The sequence below is a fragment of the Leptolyngbya sp. FACHB-671 genome, from assembly GCF_014695745.1.
GTDB lineage: Bacteria > Cyanobacteriota > Cyanobacteriia > Elainellales > Elainellaceae > JAAUTN01.
The window spans coordinates 1-18,581 of record NZ_JACJOV010000124.1; the positions used below are offsets into that span (position 1 = coordinate 1).

13 protein-coding genes and 1 tRNA gene are annotated in these 18,581 nt (G+C 49.0%); 7 read left to right on the top strand and 7 right to left on the bottom strand.

Annotated elements, in window-relative coordinates; translation table 11 throughout:
• On the top strand, positions 1-244 hold a 244-nt coding region (locus H6F93_RS16085; RefSeq protein WP_277882858.1), incomplete at its 5' end, for an IS1 family transposase.
• 227 nt (positions 245-471) lie between these two features.
• On the opposite strand, the gene H6F93_RS16090 is transcribed toward H6F93_RS16085, so the two are convergent.
• A complete protein-coding gene (locus H6F93_RS16090) occupies positions 472-2,448 on the bottom strand; it encodes a M1 family aminopeptidase (protein ID WP_190682613.1) in 1,977 nt (658 codons plus the stop codon).
• A gap of 665 nt (positions 2,449-3,113) precedes the next feature.
• On the opposite strand from H6F93_RS16090, the gene abc-f reads away from it, so the two are divergent.
• Complete coding sequence (gene abc-f / locus H6F93_RS16095) at positions 3,114-4,739, top strand: ribosomal protection-like ABC-F family protein (protein ID WP_190682616.1); 1,626 nt, start codon at positions 3,114-3,116, stop codon at positions 4,737-4,739.
• Between the two features lie 85 nt (positions 4,740-4,824).
• On the opposite strand, the gene H6F93_RS16100 is transcribed toward abc-f, so the two are convergent.
• Both H6F93_RS16100 and H6F93_RS16105 read right to left on the bottom strand, forming a co-directional pair.
• A complete protein-coding gene (locus tag H6F93_RS16100) occupies positions 4,825-6,387 on the bottom strand; it encodes a hypothetical protein (RefSeq protein ID WP_190682619.1) in 1,563 nt (520 codons plus the stop codon).
• Positions 6,384-7,250 carry an ABC transporter ATP-binding protein gene (locus H6F93_RS16105; protein WP_206755734.1) on the bottom strand — a complete coding sequence of 289 codons (867 nt, stop codon included), beginning with the start codon at positions 7,248-7,250 and terminating at the stop codon, positions 6,384-6,386. The genes H6F93_RS16100 and H6F93_RS16105 overlap by 4 nt, the downstream gene beginning before the upstream one ends.
• A 16-nt stretch (positions 7,251-7,266) precedes the next feature.
• On the opposite strand from H6F93_RS16105, the gene H6F93_RS35260 reads away from it, so the two are divergent.
• Positions 7,267-7,365 (top strand): LuxR C-terminal-related transcriptional regulator, encoded by a 99-nt coding sequence (locus H6F93_RS35260; protein ID WP_524537959.1) that lies wholly within the window; start codon positions 7,267-7,269, stop codon positions 7,363-7,365.
• A gap of 40 nt (positions 7,366-7,405) precedes the next feature.
• Here the strand turns inward: H6F93_RS35260 and H6F93_RS16115 are convergent, their stop codons facing one another.
• Positions 7,406-7,933 (bottom strand): hypothetical protein, encoded by a 528-nt coding sequence (locus tag H6F93_RS16115; RefSeq protein ID WP_190682622.1) that lies wholly within the window; start codon positions 7,931-7,933, stop codon positions 7,406-7,408.
• A 237-nt stretch (positions 7,934-8,170) separates the two neighbouring features.
• Positions 8,171-12,091 carry a phytase gene (locus tag H6F93_RS16120; protein ID WP_190682625.1) on the bottom strand — a complete coding sequence of 1,307 codons (3,921 nt, stop codon included), beginning with the start codon at positions 12,089-12,091 and terminating at the stop codon, positions 8,171-8,173.
• Positions 12,092-12,316: 225 nt separating this feature from the next.
• On the opposite strand from H6F93_RS16120, the gene H6F93_RS16125 reads away from it, so the two are divergent.
• The 4 genes from H6F93_RS16125 to H6F93_RS16140 all read left to right on the top strand — a co-directional run bounded on the left by H6F93_RS16125 (position 12,317) and on the right by H6F93_RS16140 (position 15,626).
• Positions 12,317-12,390 (top strand) — tRNA-Asp (locus tag H6F93_RS16125).
• Positions 12,391-12,591: 201 nt separating this feature from the next.
• Positions 12,592-12,945 (top strand): hypothetical protein, encoded by a 354-nt coding sequence (locus H6F93_RS16130; protein WP_190682628.1) that lies wholly within the window; start codon positions 12,592-12,594, stop codon positions 12,943-12,945.
• Between the two features lie 170 nt (positions 12,946-13,115).
• Positions 13,116-14,381, top strand: a complete 1,266-nt coding sequence (locus H6F93_RS16135) for an ATP-grasp domain-containing protein (protein ID WP_190682630.1) — start codon at positions 13,116-13,118, stop codon at positions 14,379-14,381.
• 42 nt (positions 14,382-14,423) lie between these two features.
• Positions 14,424-15,626, top strand: a complete 1,203-nt coding sequence (locus tag H6F93_RS16140) for an SDR family NAD(P)-dependent oxidoreductase (RefSeq protein ID WP_190682633.1) — start codon at positions 14,424-14,426, stop codon at positions 15,624-15,626.
• Positions 15,627-15,753: 127 nt separating this feature from the next.
• Here the strand turns inward: H6F93_RS16140 and H6F93_RS16145 are convergent, their stop codons facing one another.
• On the bottom strand, positions 15,754-16,839 hold the full coding sequence (locus H6F93_RS16145) for an aliphatic amidase (protein WP_190682636.1): 1,086 nt from the start codon (positions 16,837-16,839) through the stop codon (positions 15,754-15,756).
• A gap of 559 nt (positions 16,840-17,398) precedes the next feature.
• Positions 17,399-18,559, bottom strand: coding sequence for a MarR family transcriptional regulator (locus H6F93_RS35825; protein WP_190682642.1), 1,161 nt, complete (start codon positions 18,557-18,559; stop codon positions 17,399-17,401).
• Between the last annotated feature and the right edge of the window lie 22 nt (positions 18,560-18,581).

The window sequence follows — 18,581 nt, forward strand, 5'->3', positions numbered from 1 at the left end:
AGATGGCGATCATCTGGTGAGCAAAACAGCCATGACTCGGGTTGAAGGAGAAAATAGTCGATTACGGCACCATCTGGCGCGGCTGCACCGCAAAACCTTCTGCTATTCCAAGTCCATTGAGATGCTTCAGGCATCGATTCGCTTGTTAATTTACTACTTGAAGCATCGACAAGTGCCTACTTTGAAATGGTCATTCACCCATTGTGCAACGCCGCCCAGTGAGCTATGTTGCTCCTACCCGTGAAATCAGTATTGTCATTGGAGCATTAATGGGAACACAGTTGTTAGCTGAAGGCAACGCCAAAGGCCGGCTCATAGCAGCGAGTCTGATGGTTTTAGGAGTCATCGCTTTGGCGATCGGATAATACCCATTCCAAAAATTAGGGCTACAGATGGAAGGGCACCCCGCTTAGCGGGGTGCCCTTCCATCTGTAGCCTCTTTAGAAAAACGTTATAACAAACACCGATTGCTTAGGCGATCGCCACAAAATCAGCGCTTGTAAGTGAGCCAGCTACACCATTAACCCGGACTAGAACTTCATTCTCAAAGCTGATGAGTGCGGTATTGCCGCTTTGTCCCAAAGACAATTGAGCAAAAGTTAACCCATCTGCTAGTCCGATTTTGTCCTCACCCAGCTTAAAGTCCCGAACCACATCTGTACCTTCGCCCGGGGCAATGACGAATGTGTCTATCCCCTTGCCACCATGAAGGACATCGCGACCTCTTCCACCCGAAAGTAAGTCGTCCCCATTGTCTCCCCAAATTGCATCATTGCCCTCGTCACCGTAAAGGGAGTCATTGCCACCCTTACCGCCGAGGCGATCGCTCCCAGCACCTCCATAGAGGATGTCATCGCCCCCTACGAGACTGCCACTAGAGGGTCTATTAGCATCACCCCGCAGTACATCATTGCCTGCCTCACCGTAGAGCGTATCGTTGCCCCCGCCACCAGCAACTACATCATTGCCTTTGTAGCTGTAGATAATGTCGCCTGCATCATCAGAACCAACCAACTGCTCACTAGCAACACTACCAGAAATCGTGCCGGGAAATACCAGACCCAGTTCTGGAAGGGGAGCCAGGTTGTCGCTGTAAATCCAGCGATCGAAGAATGATACTAACTCTTGTCCACTGACTTCTTCTGCAACGGCAATTAAGTCTGACGTTCTGACATTGCCACCCTTAAAGCGATCATAATACGTCTGCACGATGTCGAAGAAGTCCTCATCACCAACCTCTAGCCTTAGCGCATGTAACCCTAATGCTCCCCAACTGTACACTCCATTGTTAAATAGATCATCAGCAGGAGGTTCACCAGGCGACACCAACTGATTAAGACCAGTAGCGACCCGGTTATACCGTCCTTCAACCCACTCATCCAGGGCTTCATCTCCTTTGCTGTATTCAAGCCATAGCCCTTGTGAGTAGGTCGCAAACCCTTCGTTCAACCAAATATCGCTCCAGTCTGCTAGAGCTACCTCATTACCAAACCACTGGTGCGATAACTCATGGGCAATGGTTTCTTCCAGGGTAGGTGAGTCTAGTAAATCGGAGCCAAAGATAGATAAAGTTTGGGTTTCTAGTGCTCCACCCGTTTCAGCATCTACGACAACAGAGCCATACACCTCAAATGGATAGGGTCCAAAGATCTCGCTAAAGTAATCTAGCATCTCTGGCTGAAGGTTAAACGGCGCAAGCTTCTCTTCTGGAAGTCCTTCCGCAAAATAATTGCGAATGGGTACACCGGATGAGCTTTCTGAAGTCTCAATGTTAAATCCACTGCCAATGTTTACCGTTGTCAAGTAACTCACCATTGGATCGCGAGCTTCGAACACATAGGTTGTCGAATCGCCGTTATCAACCGTTTGTTCCAACACTCCATTAGCAGCCACCTCATAGGACTCTGGAACCGTCACACGGAAAGTGTACGAGGCTCTATCTAGAGGGTGGTCATTGACTGGGTAATAGTTGGCAGCTCCATCCGGCTCACTCAGAACAAAGTTTCCGCCATCAACGATGACCCATCCGGTTGGTACAGGGAAAGTAAAGGCAACCGAATCAATTTGGGTTGGGGCACCGTTGTAATCTACCGCCACCGTAAACGCTTCACCTTCAGCCAAAGGATCTGCTGGTGTAATGGTTAACTCTTGCCCATCGCGACTAAACTCTGCGGGCTTTCCGTTGACAATAATCTCGTCAATGGTGAATCCGATAAAATCTAGATTAAAACTGCTCAGATCTTGGGTTGCGATCGCCTCGATTGTGGTAGTTGCATCGAGCGTACTGGTGTCAACATCAGTAACATTGAGATCAAGGGTGTAATGTTGAGTATCATAGCCACTGTTGCCAAAACCCGGATAAAGTGAATCACCTACACCTGCACCGCCCACGGTGGAATCTGAAGTTTTAGCAGCGCTGGAAGTTGTTTGAGGCAGAGAGTCGCTCAAACCAAAAAAGTTACAGATCGTACACATGCGTTAAAAGAATTGTTGCGAACTAATAGGACTTGAGGAAATTTGAAGAGGGCTTGGGTTTGCGATCGCTACAAGCGTAGCTCAAGCAAAGTAGTGACGTGTTAACCAGTTTCTGACGCACTTTTGTTAATGGATGTAAGCAACCTTAGATCAGTTGTGGGAGGCGTATCCCTGAAGGGTATGCTTCTCGCAACTTGCTTGTCTTACAGCTGATTTAGGACTGCTAGGTTGCACAGAGTTAGAGATCTTTGAACAAGTGTTCAAGTAAAATGAAAATATATCTTATACCCAATCACAGCAAGATTAACGCAAGGTCTATAAACGCTGACATTTGGTGGTTAGTCAGTACTAACCAGTACTGAAATAATATGAACTCGATCATCGATCGCTAGACGTTGTAGATAAATTTGCGTTATCCTGATCAAAACTCCTCAAGTCCAAACAGCAATGAAGTAGTATCCCGAAGCCGAGCACCCAACAGAGTCGTTTACTAAACGGTTGAAATCAGCCGGGCTCTCGATATGGCAAAACAGACGTGAGCTAAAATCACTCTCTGCTCTGGCTTCTTAAGCTTTTACACAACGAATATCGCTACGCTATCAGCACTCTTGCAGTTTTATTTTGTAAGGAGGTAGTGGATGTCAAACGCCCGACAGCCCTACTTAATTGCTGAGAACTTGAGCTATGAACTGAATTCCACACATCTTTTTCAAGGGATTCATCTCAGTCTCTCAGCAGGTGATCGAGTTGCCTTAGTCGGTTCCAATGGAGTCGGCAAATCAACATTGCTCAAACTTTTATCAGGTGAGTTTCCACTCAGACAAGGATCAGTAGTTCGCAATGGTTCAACCTATTATCTGCCCCAGATCAGCACCATTCGAGAGTCCATTCGATCAGAGTCCATTTTTAATTTTCTTAACGCCATCTCTAACGAGTGGTGGGAAATTGAACAGATTCTCGAAACGATATTCAGCACCACTCTAGATCTGTCGCTGTTAATCCAAAACCTGAGCGGTGGAGAGTTGACCAAATTGCTTCTGGCAGTGGGGTTAGCGCGATCGCCCGATCTCTTGTTTCTGGATGAACCGACCAATCATCTTGATTACCTGTCACTCGAAGAACTGCGGCAGTTCCTTTGCCAGTTTCAGGGTGCATTTGTGATTGTCTCGCACAAACCTTTCTTTCTAGATCAAGTGACCAACATGAGTTGGGAACTCACACCTGAAGGATTGCAAGTTTATGGCGGCAATTATTCCCTATACCGGGAACAAAAGCAGCTAGAACACGCAGCACGAATGCGATCGCATGAAACCGCCCGAAAAGAACTCAAACATGCAAAAACGTCTGCTTTGCACGAACAGGAACGAGCTGCTCAATCAAGCCGCAACGGTCGCAGGCGGCAGCTGAATGGTGACATGCCACGCATTGCAGCAGGAAATTTAAAGCGGCAAGCCGAAGCAACGGCGGCAACGTTGAAAGTGAAACACGATCAGGCGATCGCGACTGCAGTTCAGAAAGTTGCAGCGACCAAAGTGAGAACACACAAAACAACCAGCATTCAACTAGAGGAAAAAAGTCAAAAACACAGAAATCTAATCGAAATCGATCGGGCAAATCTTTGGGTTGATCATCGTCTGTTGCTCAAAGAGATTCAGCTTCAGGTTGAGAGTGGCGATCGCCTTTCGATTGCAGGCGTTAATGGTTCCGGTAAATCCTGTTTTGTGAAAGCAATTGTGGGGATTGAAGCAGCCCTAGCTCAACTTCAGGGTAATATTCGACTCGCGCAGATGCAGATTATGTATCTTGATCAGAGCTATGAGTTTGTCGATCGTACTCAAACGGTTCTGGAAAATATGCAGCGGGCAAATCCGGCTCTCAACTATCAGCTATTGCGGCAACAGTTGGGACATTTTCTGTTCTTCAATGACGATGTATACAAATCTGCATCGGTGTTAAGTGGTGGAGAATTGGCAAGATTAGCGATCGCTATGATTACTATCTCAGAACTTGATTTGCTGATTCTCGATGAGCCGACCAACAATCTTGATATTACAACCGTCGATCAGATAGTTGAAGCATTGAACGAGTATCAGGGCGCACTTTGGGTGATTTCACATGATCTAGATTTCTTAAGTCAAATCAATATCACGCGATCGTTTCGTCTGAAGCACCAAACGTTGCAGCAAACGATCTATCTTCCCAGTGAGCGATCGCACTATTACAACGAGCTTCTGGAGCGTGAAGACTTCAATGGAGATGAGTAGCAGCGCTAGTTTTAAAGGGTTAGAGCACGCTACTCATTGACCTGCTTGGCTCACAGAACTTGAAGGGAAAGGAGGTTCAGCTTCCCTAAAAGCCTAAGGATGTTCCTAGCTGGCGACTGCGCCCGTAGGCAATGGTTATCGCCATCAGCACAATGCCTAATGGGGTAAAAATCCAGCCGGAGTGAGTTTGCTCTAAACCAAACCCTAGTCCAGCCCAGGCAAAGGTAGAAACGAATTCCAGGAACCCTAAAAGTGGGTCACCTTGAACGTTTTGTCGCCGCTTAAACAAATCAGACAGAGAAATGGGACGGGAATTCCACAAGCGCAAGACTGCCGCACTGGTGGTGGCGCAAAGGAACACAAACAGCGGTGCCAGCCACGCTTCGCCTTTCACAATGAGTGTGATAAACAGGGGAGACAGCAACAACCAGACCGGAATTAAGGCAGCTAGTAATTTCAGACGGCGCAGGGTGGCACTGTTCACCGGAGAGGCTTTGAGCAGATCGGCAGCTTCTTCACCAGAGACACAGATTTGGGTGAGGGACTGAACCAGGGTGCTGCCCACAAAGGTGCTAACGGTGGCCACAAAGGTGGAAAGGGAGGCGATCGCCACCCCCATATCTCCTCTCGACACAATCACCAACGCTGGAATCAAAAACAGGATTTGTAAAAAGATATTAGAAATCAGATAAGGATTGCGCCGAATAATGCGCCACTCTTTGAACAAAACCACACGGTTAAACCCACTGGTAAAGCGTGTGGACTGATCAGGACGAAGCTGCCGCTGCTTGCGGGTCATCGATTGCTGCGTTCCTGCAACGAAGGAGCGGTGCAGCGTTTCTACGGTGAGCCACGCTAGTAAGCCACTAGTCAAAAGCGTCAAAAGTGTGGCGATCGGGTCCAAGAAAATCGTTTTAGCAGGAAACCAGATCAGGCTGTCTGCCCCAAGCAGGCTACTTGTACGAAACCAGCCCTGCACCTGCAGCCAAAATGCTCCGCTTGCTCCGCTGATCCCGTTGATCGAGTCTTGACTTACCAGGTTCGGCAGTTGAGCACCCAAAAAAACGACAGCGCTAAAGAAAACGGTGAGAACCTGAGCAAAGACGCGTGCCCGTTTTGCGCCAAATAGCCGCACCAACAACAGTGACAACAGCATCGATAGGCTGGTAGCGTAAAGGCTGATTCCAATTAGAGCCGGATAAAGACCGAGTAGTCGCGGCACACCCACAAGAACTGCAATCAGACTAACCGGCACAACTAGCAAGCAAAAGCCCAGGAAAGTTTCAACCGCCACTCCCAGCAAACGACTTGCAAAAACAACTTTGCTGGAAATGGGCGAAGCAATTAGCAGATCCAGATCACCCCGATCAAACAAGGACACAATACTCTGACCCATTGCTTGAATGAAGGCGTAGAAAAATCCGACCAGCCAAATCATTACAGCAGCCCACACAGCAGGTTCAGGAATCGTGTCAAAAGAAACCTGCTGCCGCACCGGGGACAGAGCAAACCAGGACAGGGTAAATAGCACCGCTATCAATAGCCCAAACGCAACTGCTAGGGCAATCAACAAGGTTTTACTTCTCATCTCACGCCACCACAGGCGCAACTCATGCCGCAGCAACCAGGGTAAAGTACCAGCTTTCATCCTCTTTGCCCCTCTGGTTGCGGGTCGTTAATGTCTTGGCTCTGAGTTAAATCTAAAAAGACGGTTTCTAGAGTGCCACCTGTTTCACCGCTTTGTATCCTCAGTTCGTCCAGAGTGCCTTCTGCAATCAGCCGTCCGTGATTGATGATGCCAATCCGCTGAGCCATGCGTTCGGCAATTTCCATGATGTGGGTCGTGAGAATAACCGTGTTGCCCTGCCGTACATAGTCTGCCAGTATATCTTTGACCAGGCGAGCAGCAGCAGCATCCAACCCGGACAGCGGTTCATCTAGAATGATGAGTTGTGGCTGGTGAATGAATGCGCCCGCCAGACTGAGTTTTTGTCTCATCCCGCGAGAGAAAGTTTCACTCAGGTCGCCTCTCACGTCCCACAGGTTGAGCTGTTTTAGCAAGTCTTGGGCACGAGTTTCTGCCTGTACTGCAGGAATTCCCCACAGACCTGCCACAAATTCTAGATACTCCATTGGACGCAGTTTGCCGTAGAGCAGCGGTTCATCTGGCAAGTACGCTAAAACCCGCTTTGCAACGCTGGGGTTTTTGGTGATGCTGTGTCCTTGAATCAGGACATCGCCGCTGTCTGGTTGAAGCAGTCCAGCAACCATCCTCAAGGTGGTGGTTTTGCCTGCGCCGTTTGGTCCTAGCAGGGCATAGAGAGAGCCTTGAGGAATCTGCAAGCTGAGGCGATTGACGGCTTCATGAGTGCCATAGCGCTTGCTGAGTGTGACTAGTTTGAGGGCAATTTTCATTCGAGGAACCGGTTGAAGCGGTAGACGAGCTACGAGGTAATGGTGACATATTTGGGTAGGAGCAGGGCGATCGCCAAAGTAAACGTTACGAGACACACGGCGCATCGGAGCTATACACAAGAACGGTTCAACGAATCGAGAAATTGCTGAACAGCTCTACATTACGGAAAGAACGGTAAAAACTCATGTAACTCACTTTTCGATCGCCTGAATCTACGACATCGTGCCCAAGTGATTCACGCTAATTCAGTCTATCGAGTAGATTGAGACCAGCCAATTGCCCCAAGAACGATTAGGTTTGCGGACCAAAACAGCAGCATGAGCCACAGCAAGCCAAGTAGTCCGCGATCGCAATTACTCCTCTTTTCAGCATCCGCTCTCATCAGCTGTTGCCCCTGCCATAGTTGCCAAACGCGAAACGCGGTGTAGAGCGGTCCAATAATAAGTAATAGACCAGAAGGAAAAACGCCAGTAAGAATTTGCTCAGTGATAATTTGAATGATAAGAACCAATAAATAAAACCCGAGGATTGATCTGGCTCTAGGGCGACGCAGGTGAGCCAAAAATGAAATTCCGGGCAGGATCAATCCAATTACGACCGCAGCCTGAAGCCAAATCCTTATGAGGTGCTGCTCTGTCTCACTGTAATTGAGTTCAGTTGGAATGGGCAATACACTCGCCTCAAGCAGCCAACCGCCCAATAGAATCAGGAGTGTGGCGCTGACGATAAATGAAAGTGTTGTTTTCCAATCCATGATGATTGTTTCTAACTGCAACATTCTGCCATCAGCAGTGGCTCATTCTTGCATAGCTTCTATGTGACCTGTCTACAACTGGAGAAGCTCCAACTTCCACTGGAAGCTGGAGCTTGTTATCAGCCGTCACTCAGCCAGAGCTTGGTAACGAGAAACCACCAGTTCAAAGTTCAAATAACGTTATAACGTTTCTCTAAAAAGAGGCTAAAGATGGAAAGGCACCCCGTTCCCATCTGTAGCCCTAACTTTTGGAATTGATATTTAGATGGTGGTGAAAACTGCCTCTACCAGAGTACTTGCATTTACCTGTCGGAGAATTGCTAGAGTTTCTTCGCCCAGCAGAATTCGAGTGTTTTGACCCGATTGAATCACGGATAGCTGCCCGAAGGTTAAACCTTCGGGCAGTTCAATTCGGTCTTCGCTAACCTGGAAGTCGCGGATCGTGTCGGTTCCTTCGCCTGCTGCCAGAACAAAGGTGTCGCTGCCTCTGCCACCTATTAATCTGTCATTACCCAAGCCACCGCGCAGCAGGTCGTCGCCGTTGTCGCCAAAGAGATGATCATTGCCTGCTTCGCCGTAGAGTCTGTCGTTGCCACTTTTGCCGCCGATCCGATCATTGCCTGTGCCGCCATAAAGAATGTCGTCGCCGCCTGTGTTGCCGCCCGTGCTGGACTGGTTGCGATCGCCCCTCAACACATCATTGCCTGCACCACCATAAACGATATCGTTGCCTAGCCCACCTGCGATCGTGTCGTTCCCGCCAAAGCCGTTGAGGACTTCATCATCGGCAGTGCCGACCAGCGTCTCTGCGCCAGGAGTACCGACAACGAGAGTTCTGACAGATGGGTTGCGTGGATTGTAGCTGCTGGTGTCAATGTCCAAAGGATTTGGGAAACTACTGGCAACGTTCTTCCAGGGGACAAACTTAAAGTTGCCGCTGGCGTTGACCAGTTCTCCATCATCTTCAACAATCAGGGCAGGTTCGTTTTGCTGATCGTGGACGACCAGCAGCCCAGAGAGGAAGTTGGGTCCAAGCGGTACGTTAATTACGTCTAGTCCGTCGCTGCCGTCTACACTGTCGATACCATTCGCTTCACCCACGATGAAGCTACCCAGGTAGGCGTTGTCGCCCTCGCGGCTATAAACAGCAAAGGTGCTGTCGCCCTGGCTGGAGGCAATCAAATAGCCCGTACCGTTTGCACCGTAGTAGAGAGCTAATCCTTCTACGTCAGCTTCGAGAGCTTTGCCCTCTGGCTTTACCGCGTCGATCAGTACGCCTTCGTCGCCACCTTCTGGCTCTGCGGAGAATTTGTAGATGCCAACATCTTCCTGACCGATGTAGAGGTAGCCCAGTTCAGCATCGACGACTGCGCCTTCGGTCAGCGCTTCTCGCTCTCCGTCTGCGGGAACGGGAACGGTCAGAACTCGGACGATTTGGGCATCAATTTGTCCTTCACCGTTGTCGATCAGCTCCAGTTGAGCAATCTGGTTGCCATCAGCCTGGGTGACGAAGGCGTAGGCTTTGCCCGTAATGGGACTGATGTAGTTTGCTACCCCGTAAGCGGTTTGTTCGCCATCATCTATGCCAAAGAGGGTTTCCAGAATGTCTGGAGCAGTGATGTTGGTTAACTGGCGGGTTTCTGGATCGATGCGATAGATGGCTATGGTGTCGTTGAGGCGATCGCTAGCAACCACCAGATCCACCGTTTCACCACCCAGATTGAAGCCATACAGCGTATCAACGTTGTTGTAGCGCAGGTCTTCGGGAGAGTCAGGAGCGATCGTTTGCAGCAGTTCCCCGTTCAGGTCGTGTACCTGCAAGCCGCCATTTTTTAACGCTGTAACCACCAGACTGAGCGAAGAGTCGGTTGGATGCACGTAAATCGCCGGATCGTCTGCACTGGAGAGAGCTGGTCCGCTGGGTGGTTCCTCGATGTCAAAGGTAGGAGGCGTTTCAACCGTTGGCGCAACGACGGGAATCGTGTCCAAATCCAGGCTTAAGGCGATGAACTGTGTCACCTGAGTGTCGCTGAAGTTGTTGTCACTGGCCACGATCAGCGATTGGCGACCATCTGCCAGCTTTGGTCCTAGCGCCAAGCCTTCCAGGTTGTCTGGCGTGATGCCGAAATCAGCAAAGTCGAGCAGTTCTCGCTTAGAAACGGTTGGGTCAACCTCTAAAGCAACGCCCTCTTCAAACAGCAGGCTGTCACTGCTGCTAATATCCAGCGCGCCCTGAGTGCTGATTTCATAGAGCTTGACGGTGTTGCCTACGCCTGTGGAGAAGGAGCGCTCTAGGGCTAGCAAGGTGCCGCTGTTGTCGATCGCCAGCAGTTCAACCAAACCATTCGTGCGGAAAGCATCTGCCGGAACAGGCGTTTCAGCGACCGCATCAACTTCATAAACGAACTCCTGCACGGGTTGTCCAGTGAGCAGGTCATATTTGATGATGCGGGAAACGCTTTCCTGCTCTAGGTCTGCCGCTGGTCCGTCCTGGTTGAGCGCATTTTCAGTGGCGGTGTAGAGGTAGCGACCGTCGGGGGTAATGGTGGCGCTTTCAAAAGCAAGGTTGTTGCGAATGCCGCTGCTGTTATTGGCGGTGGGGAAGTATTTGTCGGCGATCGCCAATTCCCCAATTTGCTCCCCATCTAGCGAAAACTGATTCACAAATGGGCTGATCAGTCGAGTTGCGTCACCCTCAGAGGAGACATACAGAGTGCCATCTGGGGAAAGGGCAATTCCCTCTGGGTCAAGGCTAAGTTCAGCAAACGGTTCACCCGACTCATCCAGCAGAGTGGTTACGTTTTCAAAACTAATATCGCCGTCTCGCAGTTCTCCAGCGCTCAGGTCAATCGACAGCGTGTAGAACCGAGCTGGGTTAAATTGGCTGCGATCGTCCGCAATGCTGTAGTAAATGTCGTTAGCTGCGTCATACGCAATTCCCGATAGTCCGCCAACCTGAGTTCCCTCAAAGGTGAGGGAGGTTGGAAACGTCACTTCTCCCAAGAAATCTACCCCTGCCACCGTTTGTCGATTCCGGTCTGCCGCAGGTTCCGTTGCTAGGTCAACCCACACCAGCCGATGGTCAGAACTAGGAAACGGAAAATTGCCCACCAACCCAAATTGGGGATCATCGCTAGTTGGCCAAAATACCTGAGCGTCAGTAATCTCCAAATTTTGGGAAGGCAGCACATAGTCAGCCCTCAGATTGCCCGGAGTCGTATCAGCAAAATCTGCCGTGTCAAAGGCAGGATTGTTGGTGTGAGCCGTATTTGCACCACCCTGACGCTCTGATGCATCCACCCCACCCTCGCTGCTGGGCGTGACGCTGGTGTTGATCAGCCGGTTGTTAAGCAACTGGAGAACGGCATCTTCAACGCTGTCGCCATCAAAGGGGTCAGCATTCTGGTCGCCCGCAATCACAAACTTGGAGCCATCCGCCAAGCCGCCAGTATTGCCCGCATCGTCGTAGATGTAATCGCCTTCTCCTGGAGTTATATAGTCTGACCAAAAGCGAATCTCGTCGTGGTTGCGGCGACCGTTGCGGTCTTCCGGTCCGTCAAACACGGGTGGCGTAGGATGGCTGGTGAGAAAGTGAATCGTCTCGCCATTCACCTCAATCGGAATATCCCAGTGACTCTTGGACGAGAGCCGGAATGCCGCTAACTCTTCCGCTGAATACCAGTCGTTTGCCTCCGGCGTGTTGGGGTCATCGGGCAGCAGCACCCCCGGCATGTCTTTCCACAGGAAATTTTGGAAGGTGCGGGCATTCTCAGTGTCAATCGGGTACTTGGAATAAACCACCATGCCATACTGACCGGGAAAAAAGCCAAACCCAAAGGCATCATCTGGCCCGCTCACCCTGCCGTCATTGTTCAGGTCCGAGCCAGAGGGAATGCCCGTGTTGGAAGGCGCGATGTAGTAATAGGGATATTCAACCGGGTCAACTCCGTTTTGGCTGACACCCAGATAGTTTTGCTGAAACAGCTCAGCAGCCGTGCCGCTTTCGTCAAAGTCAAACTCGTTGATCAGCAGCACATCCGGATTGGTTCGCTGGATGATTTCCGCGACGGTCTTAGCCTGAGCATTGCCGGTAGTAGACAAATCGGCGATCAGTTCGCCTGCGTTGTTGCGATTCAGCGAGGCGTTGAACTGGGCAAAACGAACGGTATCGGGACTTACCATGAAAGCTTCCTTGACGAGGTAGAGTTTTATTCCTGGAAATGGAAAAAGCTAGCGGTGTATAGGTTTAGAAGGCTTAAACCGGGTTACCGCTCAGGAAGATATCACCCGCATCTAAAGGCTGGACTATGGGAAGCTTATGGTTTGGGTAATAAGTCCAAAAGAAATTTTCGATTTTTGTTTGACAAATCCGCCTTCTTTCGGCACACTAGATATTGCCCCTAACGGGGGACTGTAGTTCAATTGGTTAGAGCACCGCCCTGTCACGGCGGAAGTTGCGGGTTCGAGCCCCGTCAGTCCCGTAGAGCTAATGTACAGCGACGCTAGTCTGTCACCAATGACAGGCTAGTGTCGCGAAAGTCTTAGTAACAAACTATTTGTCGCTTTGTTATCCATCCGCTTGAGCTCCATTCTTTACTAGAATTGAAAAGAGCAAGTTATTCCGGGATTGCGAGTTGAAGCAAAGAAAATCTAACTATCTCTTACTGTCTCTCCTCAATTCCTTGGCTGACTTTGATGGTCAGATGTTGGAAGAAGCAGTTGGCATACTTGATGATTTAAGAAAATGCTCTAACCCAGTACCGCCTCTTTACACTGACGTGTTTGGCTTACCGCTGTCAGCAACGTGTACTGACTTGGTAGAACGTGTAGAAATCTTGTCTGAAGAGCAGCTTGCGATCGCAAGCTATGCTTTTCAGGTATTTCGCTCTTATGAGCAAATGCTGAGGGTTGACACAACGGAAATGGCTCCCCGGCAGAGGGCAGCGAGTGAAGCGCAGATGGAGCGGGTTCGGCTTTTGATTGAGCGAACGAAGTCAGCACTGGTCGAAGCGATCGGAGAAAGAAATGAAAAATAATTGGGTATAGCAACTCGCTACTGAGAAAGAAGGTCTATCTATAGAGAAAGAGGAGTTGTCCTTGCGGTAGAGTTATCCCGAAAAGTCAGCCGTTACGCTATTAGGCACTAAATCACCTCTAGACTAATAGCCGCAAAGACAAAATTTGGCGATCGCCTAACTCTTCCGTTATGACTCCTCCACTCACTCAGTTTTTTCAGGGAAACTCCCTTTCTGATTTGTTCGCTCAGGACATTGGTGACAGGTATTATGGGCTGCTTTTGAACTATCCCGCAACGGCAAGCTGGGCTGCTTATCCCAACGTGCAAAAATACTTTCTGCAAGATGGCAGCAGTGAAGCCACAAAGACATCCTTTGACAAAATTTGCCAGAAAGAACCCTGGAAAAACCTGGCAGTCCTAGGTAATACTCTTACGGGTGTGGCAATCAGACCCCCTCAAAACCAGCTAATGCAATACTGGCGAGAGCATTTTGGCTTTGATGATACTCATTTGCAGATGATGGATTGCTCAACTTATCTAGATGAGTTGAGTGGCGATCGCCTTGACCAAGTGATTGTCTTATTTCCGTTTGATCGGCTGGCGCATGAAAAGCACGCTGTCAACCCAGATACTCATTACCGTCTGCTCAGTAAAGCTGCGCTTTCTGAGTTGGGGATTCCCTGTCCGACTTATCAAACCTATGAGTTAGATCAGATTAGCCTGGATCAAATTCAGCTTCCCCAACAGTTTCCTTACCTGATCAAAACATCTCATGGGCTTTCGGGTGAAGGAACTTATATTATTCGCAGTCACAGCGATTTCAACTATTGCCTAGAAGAATTGCAGAAGTACTTGTCGATCAACTTGTTAAAGACAATCATCGTTTCGGAGTTTGTCAAGCATGAGGTTAACAACTACTGTGCTCAGTTCTATGTGAATAAGCAAGGTGAGATTTCGTTAGTTGGTGTAACTCAGCAGTTAGTTAGCTCCGAAGGGAACTACTTAGGAGGGTTAATCGACTACACCGACGACATGAGTAAGTTCTCCGAAATGGTTACAGCGATAGGACAATATGCTCACCAACAGGGATATTTCGGGGTAATTGGCTTCGATATATTAGAAGACCGAGACGGAAAGCTTTACGGAATCGATGCCAATTTTCGCATCAATGGTTCAACGCCGCTTTGCTTGCAGCGCCATCAACTGTTGAAGCTGGATAAAGCGATCGCCAAATATTCCAGTGACTACCGCATGGAAGGAACTCTCGACGAAATTCTCACCACACTGAGACCCCAGCTAGAGCGGAAAGATTTTCTGATTCTCTCAGCTTTGGAGAAGGTGAAATACGGCAAAATTTACACCGAAATTTATGGCATTGTCACCGGAGAAACGCTCCAGGAAATGCAGCAGATTGAGCAAAACCTGCACGATCAGGGATTGCGCTTAACAAGTTAAAACACCACCTTTGAATCGCTTGAATCGCAGGATTTTTGATTAATGAATTTAACTTATCAAGGTTTACTCACTTTTGTTGTTTTGGCGATCGCCACACTCCTTTTCTCAGTGTCGCTAGATCGATGGTGGCGTGAACGCAGCTACGACCTGAATGGTAAAACAGTCTTGTTAACCGGAGGTTCACGCGGATTAGGTTTAGTCATGGCACGTCAACTCGTCCAGTCGGGGGCACGAGTTGCCCTCTGTGCGCGAGATGAGGACGAGCTAGAACGGGCGCAAACGGAACTAAAGCAAGGGGAAGTCCTGGCAGTAACGTGTGATGTCACTAATCAAACTCAAGTTGAGCAGATGGTGCAGCAAGTTAAGGAACGCTTTGGGCCGATCGACATTCTAATCAACAATGCTGGAACGGACATTGTCGGTCCGCTAGATAGCCTCACCATGCAGGACTACGACGATACAATGAAGCTACATTTTTGGGCACCGCTTTACACCAGTTACGCTGTGCTGCCAGAGATGCGTCAGCGCAAAGCGGGCAGGATTGTAAATATCTCCTCTATTGGCGGCAAGGTAGTGTCTCCGCACATGGTGGCTTACTGTGCCAGCAAATTTGCCCTGACCGGACTATCAGAGGGAATGCAAGCCGAACTAGCAAGCGCTGGAATTGCCGTCACAACAGTTTGTCCTGGTTTCATTCACACGGGTGTGGTTGATCACGCCATCATGAAGGGTCAGAACCGCAAGGAGTTTGCTTGGTTTAGTATTGGTGACTCACTGCCACTGCTTTCTGCCAGTGCTGAAGAGGTCGCTCAGCGGACGATCAAAGCCCTCAAGCGGGGAGATGCAGAAGTAATTGTGCCTTTTCCGGCTTGGCTTTCTGCTAAATTTGCTGGACTATTTCCGGGCCTCACTGCAAACCTGCTCAGTATGACAAATCGGTTACTTCCTAAATCTGGTGAAATGGGTCAAGAACGTGCTTTTGGCAGAGATAGCCATTCATCCTGGGCACCTTCTTGGCTGACTGCGTTGAGCAACCGAGCAGCACAGCGCAACAATGAAGTTCCGGTCGCTGAACCCAAAGGTAATACCACGGTGAAGCTGCTCGATCATGAGCAGCACTCCTCACCGACCGAAGCACAGCCATCTGCTGAAGCGACACAGTCACCTGAAGGAGCTACGGCAAACGGAATATCCCTCACTGAACAAGCCCAAGTCGGAACATCCTCAACGGAATTGTCCCCGTAGAAGATCGATCAAGATGGTTTTCTGTTGGTCGTGGAAGCACCTCAGCGTAGGGGCGGCTCGCGAACCGCCCCTACGCTGAGATTTGTAGCTGATACAAGTGGAAACTCCCGTAACTTCCAGCTATAAATTAGCCATTTACGGAGACTTGAACTGTTGTGGGTGAGGACTTCACTGGAGGAGGACTAACCTTCTGATTGGGGATACCCTCAATTGGGCACTCTTCCGTACCAATCGTGGAACGAGTAATCGCTTCTGCTTTCTCCTTCGCTTTCTTCGGCTCCAGAATCCAGTCCCGATAGAACTGGTAAGGACATTCCGCCATCCCTTCAGAACCATCGCCCGAGTTCAGCATTCCGGTATAGCCGCGATGTAGCAGCTTAAACAAGTGATTCTGAGACTGAGAGTTTTTGCGGAAGTCACGAATCGCAAACTTAGACAGGGCAGCATACTGAATCCCCATCTCTTCTTCGCCACACTCACCTAAAGTGCGACCATCAAAGCCAACTACAGCAGAGTGTCCGAAGTAACTGTATACACCATCAAATCCGGCAGCATTAGCAACGGCAACATAAACGTTGTTCATCCACGCCATTGCTTTAGACACCATGATTTGCTGATCTTTCGCCGGATACATATACCCTTGGCAGCGAACAATCAGTTCGGCTCCTCTCATGGCACAATCGCGCCAGATTTCAGGGTAATTGCCATCATCACAAATGATCAAACTAATCTTGAGTCCCTTTGGTCCTTCTGAGACGTAGGTGCAGTTGCCGGGATACCAGCCTTCAATCGGTGTCCAGGGCATGATTTTGCGATATTTTTGAACGATCTGTCCCTGGTCGTTCATCAAAATTAAGGTGTTGTAGGGAACCTTGTTAGGATGCTCTTCGTGCTGTTCTCCAGTGAGTGAGAAAACGCCCCAAACCTTATTGCGAATGCAAGCCTCTGAGAAGATTTGCGTTTCCTCTCCAGGAATGCTTGCTGCCGTTTCCATCATCTCTTTGGGATCATACATGATGCCGTGAGTGGAATATTCAGGAAAGATCACCAGATCCATTCCTGGTAAACCTACTTTCATCCCGTCGATCATTGAGGCAATGTTCTTACAGTTCTCAATAACTTCTGCTTTGGTGTGCAGGCGCGGCATTTTGTAGTTAACAACCGCAACTCCAACTGCATCTTCACTCGATGAAATGTCGCCGTGGTAAGACATGAGTACCCCCAGTGAGTGTTGTATTTAGAGCTTCTAGTGACCAATGGCAGAGGAGAGCCATAGAAAAACTCTCCTGGATCTTTTGGTACTTCCAGTTGCAAGATTTTATTTGTAATCTGCTGGAACAGACTGAGCTTGCCGCTGTTTAAGAGGGGCTTGCAACCTCCAAACCAGCGCTACCGGGCTTTGAGCCAGGAAAAAAGGTTTATCTCAATTTTTTGCGATCGCCAAGGCTTCCTCCTCAAGCCACAGCACTTTGAATACAAGTTGGACTCTAAAAATCAGTTGCCTCCCTGTAACCGGACAATCCCCACCACTCGCCTTTGTTTGCTGGTTTACTAGCGATTGTTTGCTGGTTCGCTACCGATCAGTTGACGCTCATAAGAGAGCTTTCAACGATGGATAGATAATAAAGAGTTGGATAAGCCTAATTTGTATCTAGTTTTACACTTAATAGTTAATTGCTTAACTATTTTCTCTCAATGCGAATTTGCCATCCTGCATGGCGCTTCGGGCATTTCTCCCCTATGTAGCAAACAGATGCTCACTCCTGCAGGCATCAATCGGCAGGCAAAGCTGTTTCATCGAGCAGTTTCGCTGTTTTGATCACGAGATCCATCAGCGTTTTGCGTTCTGCTTCATTTAGAGAGCTCATTAGCTCAGAGATCTGATATTGATCCTGGGGTGCAATCCAGCTTAAGAATTGTTGCCCTTCTGGGGTCAGTTTTACCATCAGTGCCCGTCGGTCAGAGGGATGCACATCGCGTTCGACATAGCTATCTTGCTCTAGTCCATCCAATAATCCGGTCATGGCAGCGCGGGAAACGCCACACTGTTTGGCTAAAGACGACGGGCTGGCACATCGCTCAGGTTCAGTACTGAGATAGAGCAGAACGGCGAGCTTGCTTTGCGAAATGCCTAGCTTTGCCGAATGTTCATCGGTAATTCGCAAAACCATTCTGGCGATTCGAGCAATGATTGACGTGGTGTAAATTGCTCCTGCCTGGCTGGGAAAAGTCAGCGCCTTATGGACAATTTCTGTGACCAATTCACCTAAAGTTTCTATTTTTTCATGCCGTTTAACCTGGGTTTGGGTTGATGTAGGCACCTCGGCGTCGTTGGGTCGCAAGGCTTCCTGTCTGTACTGAGCCAATTCTTGCTCTAGCATTTGACTCACTTCAAATGCTTGGGTCAGTGTGGAAAATGCTCTGAGTGCTGTAATTACCGTGATGAATAGTTTTTGGGAGGTTAGCTCTGTTTTTGTTTTGTAATCATCGATGCCATAGTTCACTGCCACCACATTTTCGGGTGCCTGTCCTGGCTGTCCGGTTCTCAGGATAATTCTGACGATTGGGTTTTCTAGCTCCTCTCGGATATAGGGAATCACCTGTAACCCTGCATCTTCTGTTTCCATGACTACATCTAGAAACACAATCGCCGTATCAGGATGAGCCTGAATTAACTGTTTGGCTTCTTGAGCAGAGTAGGCACTAATAAATGTCAATGTTTTATTTTCAAAGGTAAAGTCGCTTAGCGCCAGTTTTGTTACTTCATGGACTTCAACATCATCATCGACGATTAAGATTTTCCAGCTTCCATGCTGGCTCAGGTCTGTTTCTTCAGCAAAGAACACGATCTCATCTTCTTGAGCAAAGACGCATTCATCACTCGGAGCGTGATTACTCAGAGCATTAGATGAGGTTTGTGCGTTTTCCAGCATGAATGCTCCTTTAGTTGTTCGA

Excerpts from the sequence above, each read along its gene's own strand:
- H6F93_RS16135 (WP_190682630.1), top strand. The coding sequence starts at position 13,116 with ATGACTCCTCCACTCACTCAGTTTTTTCAGGGAAACTCCCTTTCTGAT.
- H6F93_RS16145 (WP_190682636.1), bottom strand. The coding sequence starts at position 16,839 with ATGTCTTACCACGGCGACATTTCATCGAGTGAAGATGCAGTTGGAGTT.
- H6F93_RS16140 (WP_190682633.1), top strand. The coding sequence starts at position 14,424 with ATGAATTTAACTTATCAAGGTTTACTCACTTTTGTTGTTTTGGCGATC.
- H6F93_RS16100 (WP_190682619.1), bottom strand. The coding sequence starts at position 6,387 with ATGAAAGCTGGTACTTTACCCTGGTTGCTGCGGCATGAGTTGCGCCTG.
- H6F93_RS16115 (WP_190682622.1), bottom strand. The coding sequence starts at position 7,933 with ATGTTGCAGTTAGAAACAATCATCATGGATTGGAAAACAACACTTTCA.
- H6F93_RS35825 (WP_190682642.1), bottom strand. The coding sequence starts at position 18,559 with ATGCTGGAAAACGCACAAACCTCATCTAATGCTCTGAGTAATCACGCT.
- H6F93_RS16120 (WP_190682625.1), bottom strand. The coding sequence starts at position 12,091 with ATGGTAAGTCCCGATACCGTTCGTTTTGCCCAGTTCAACGCCTCGCTG.
- abc-f (WP_190682616.1), top strand. The coding sequence starts at position 3,114 with ATGTCAAACGCCCGACAGCCCTACTTAATTGCTGAGAACTTGAGCTAT.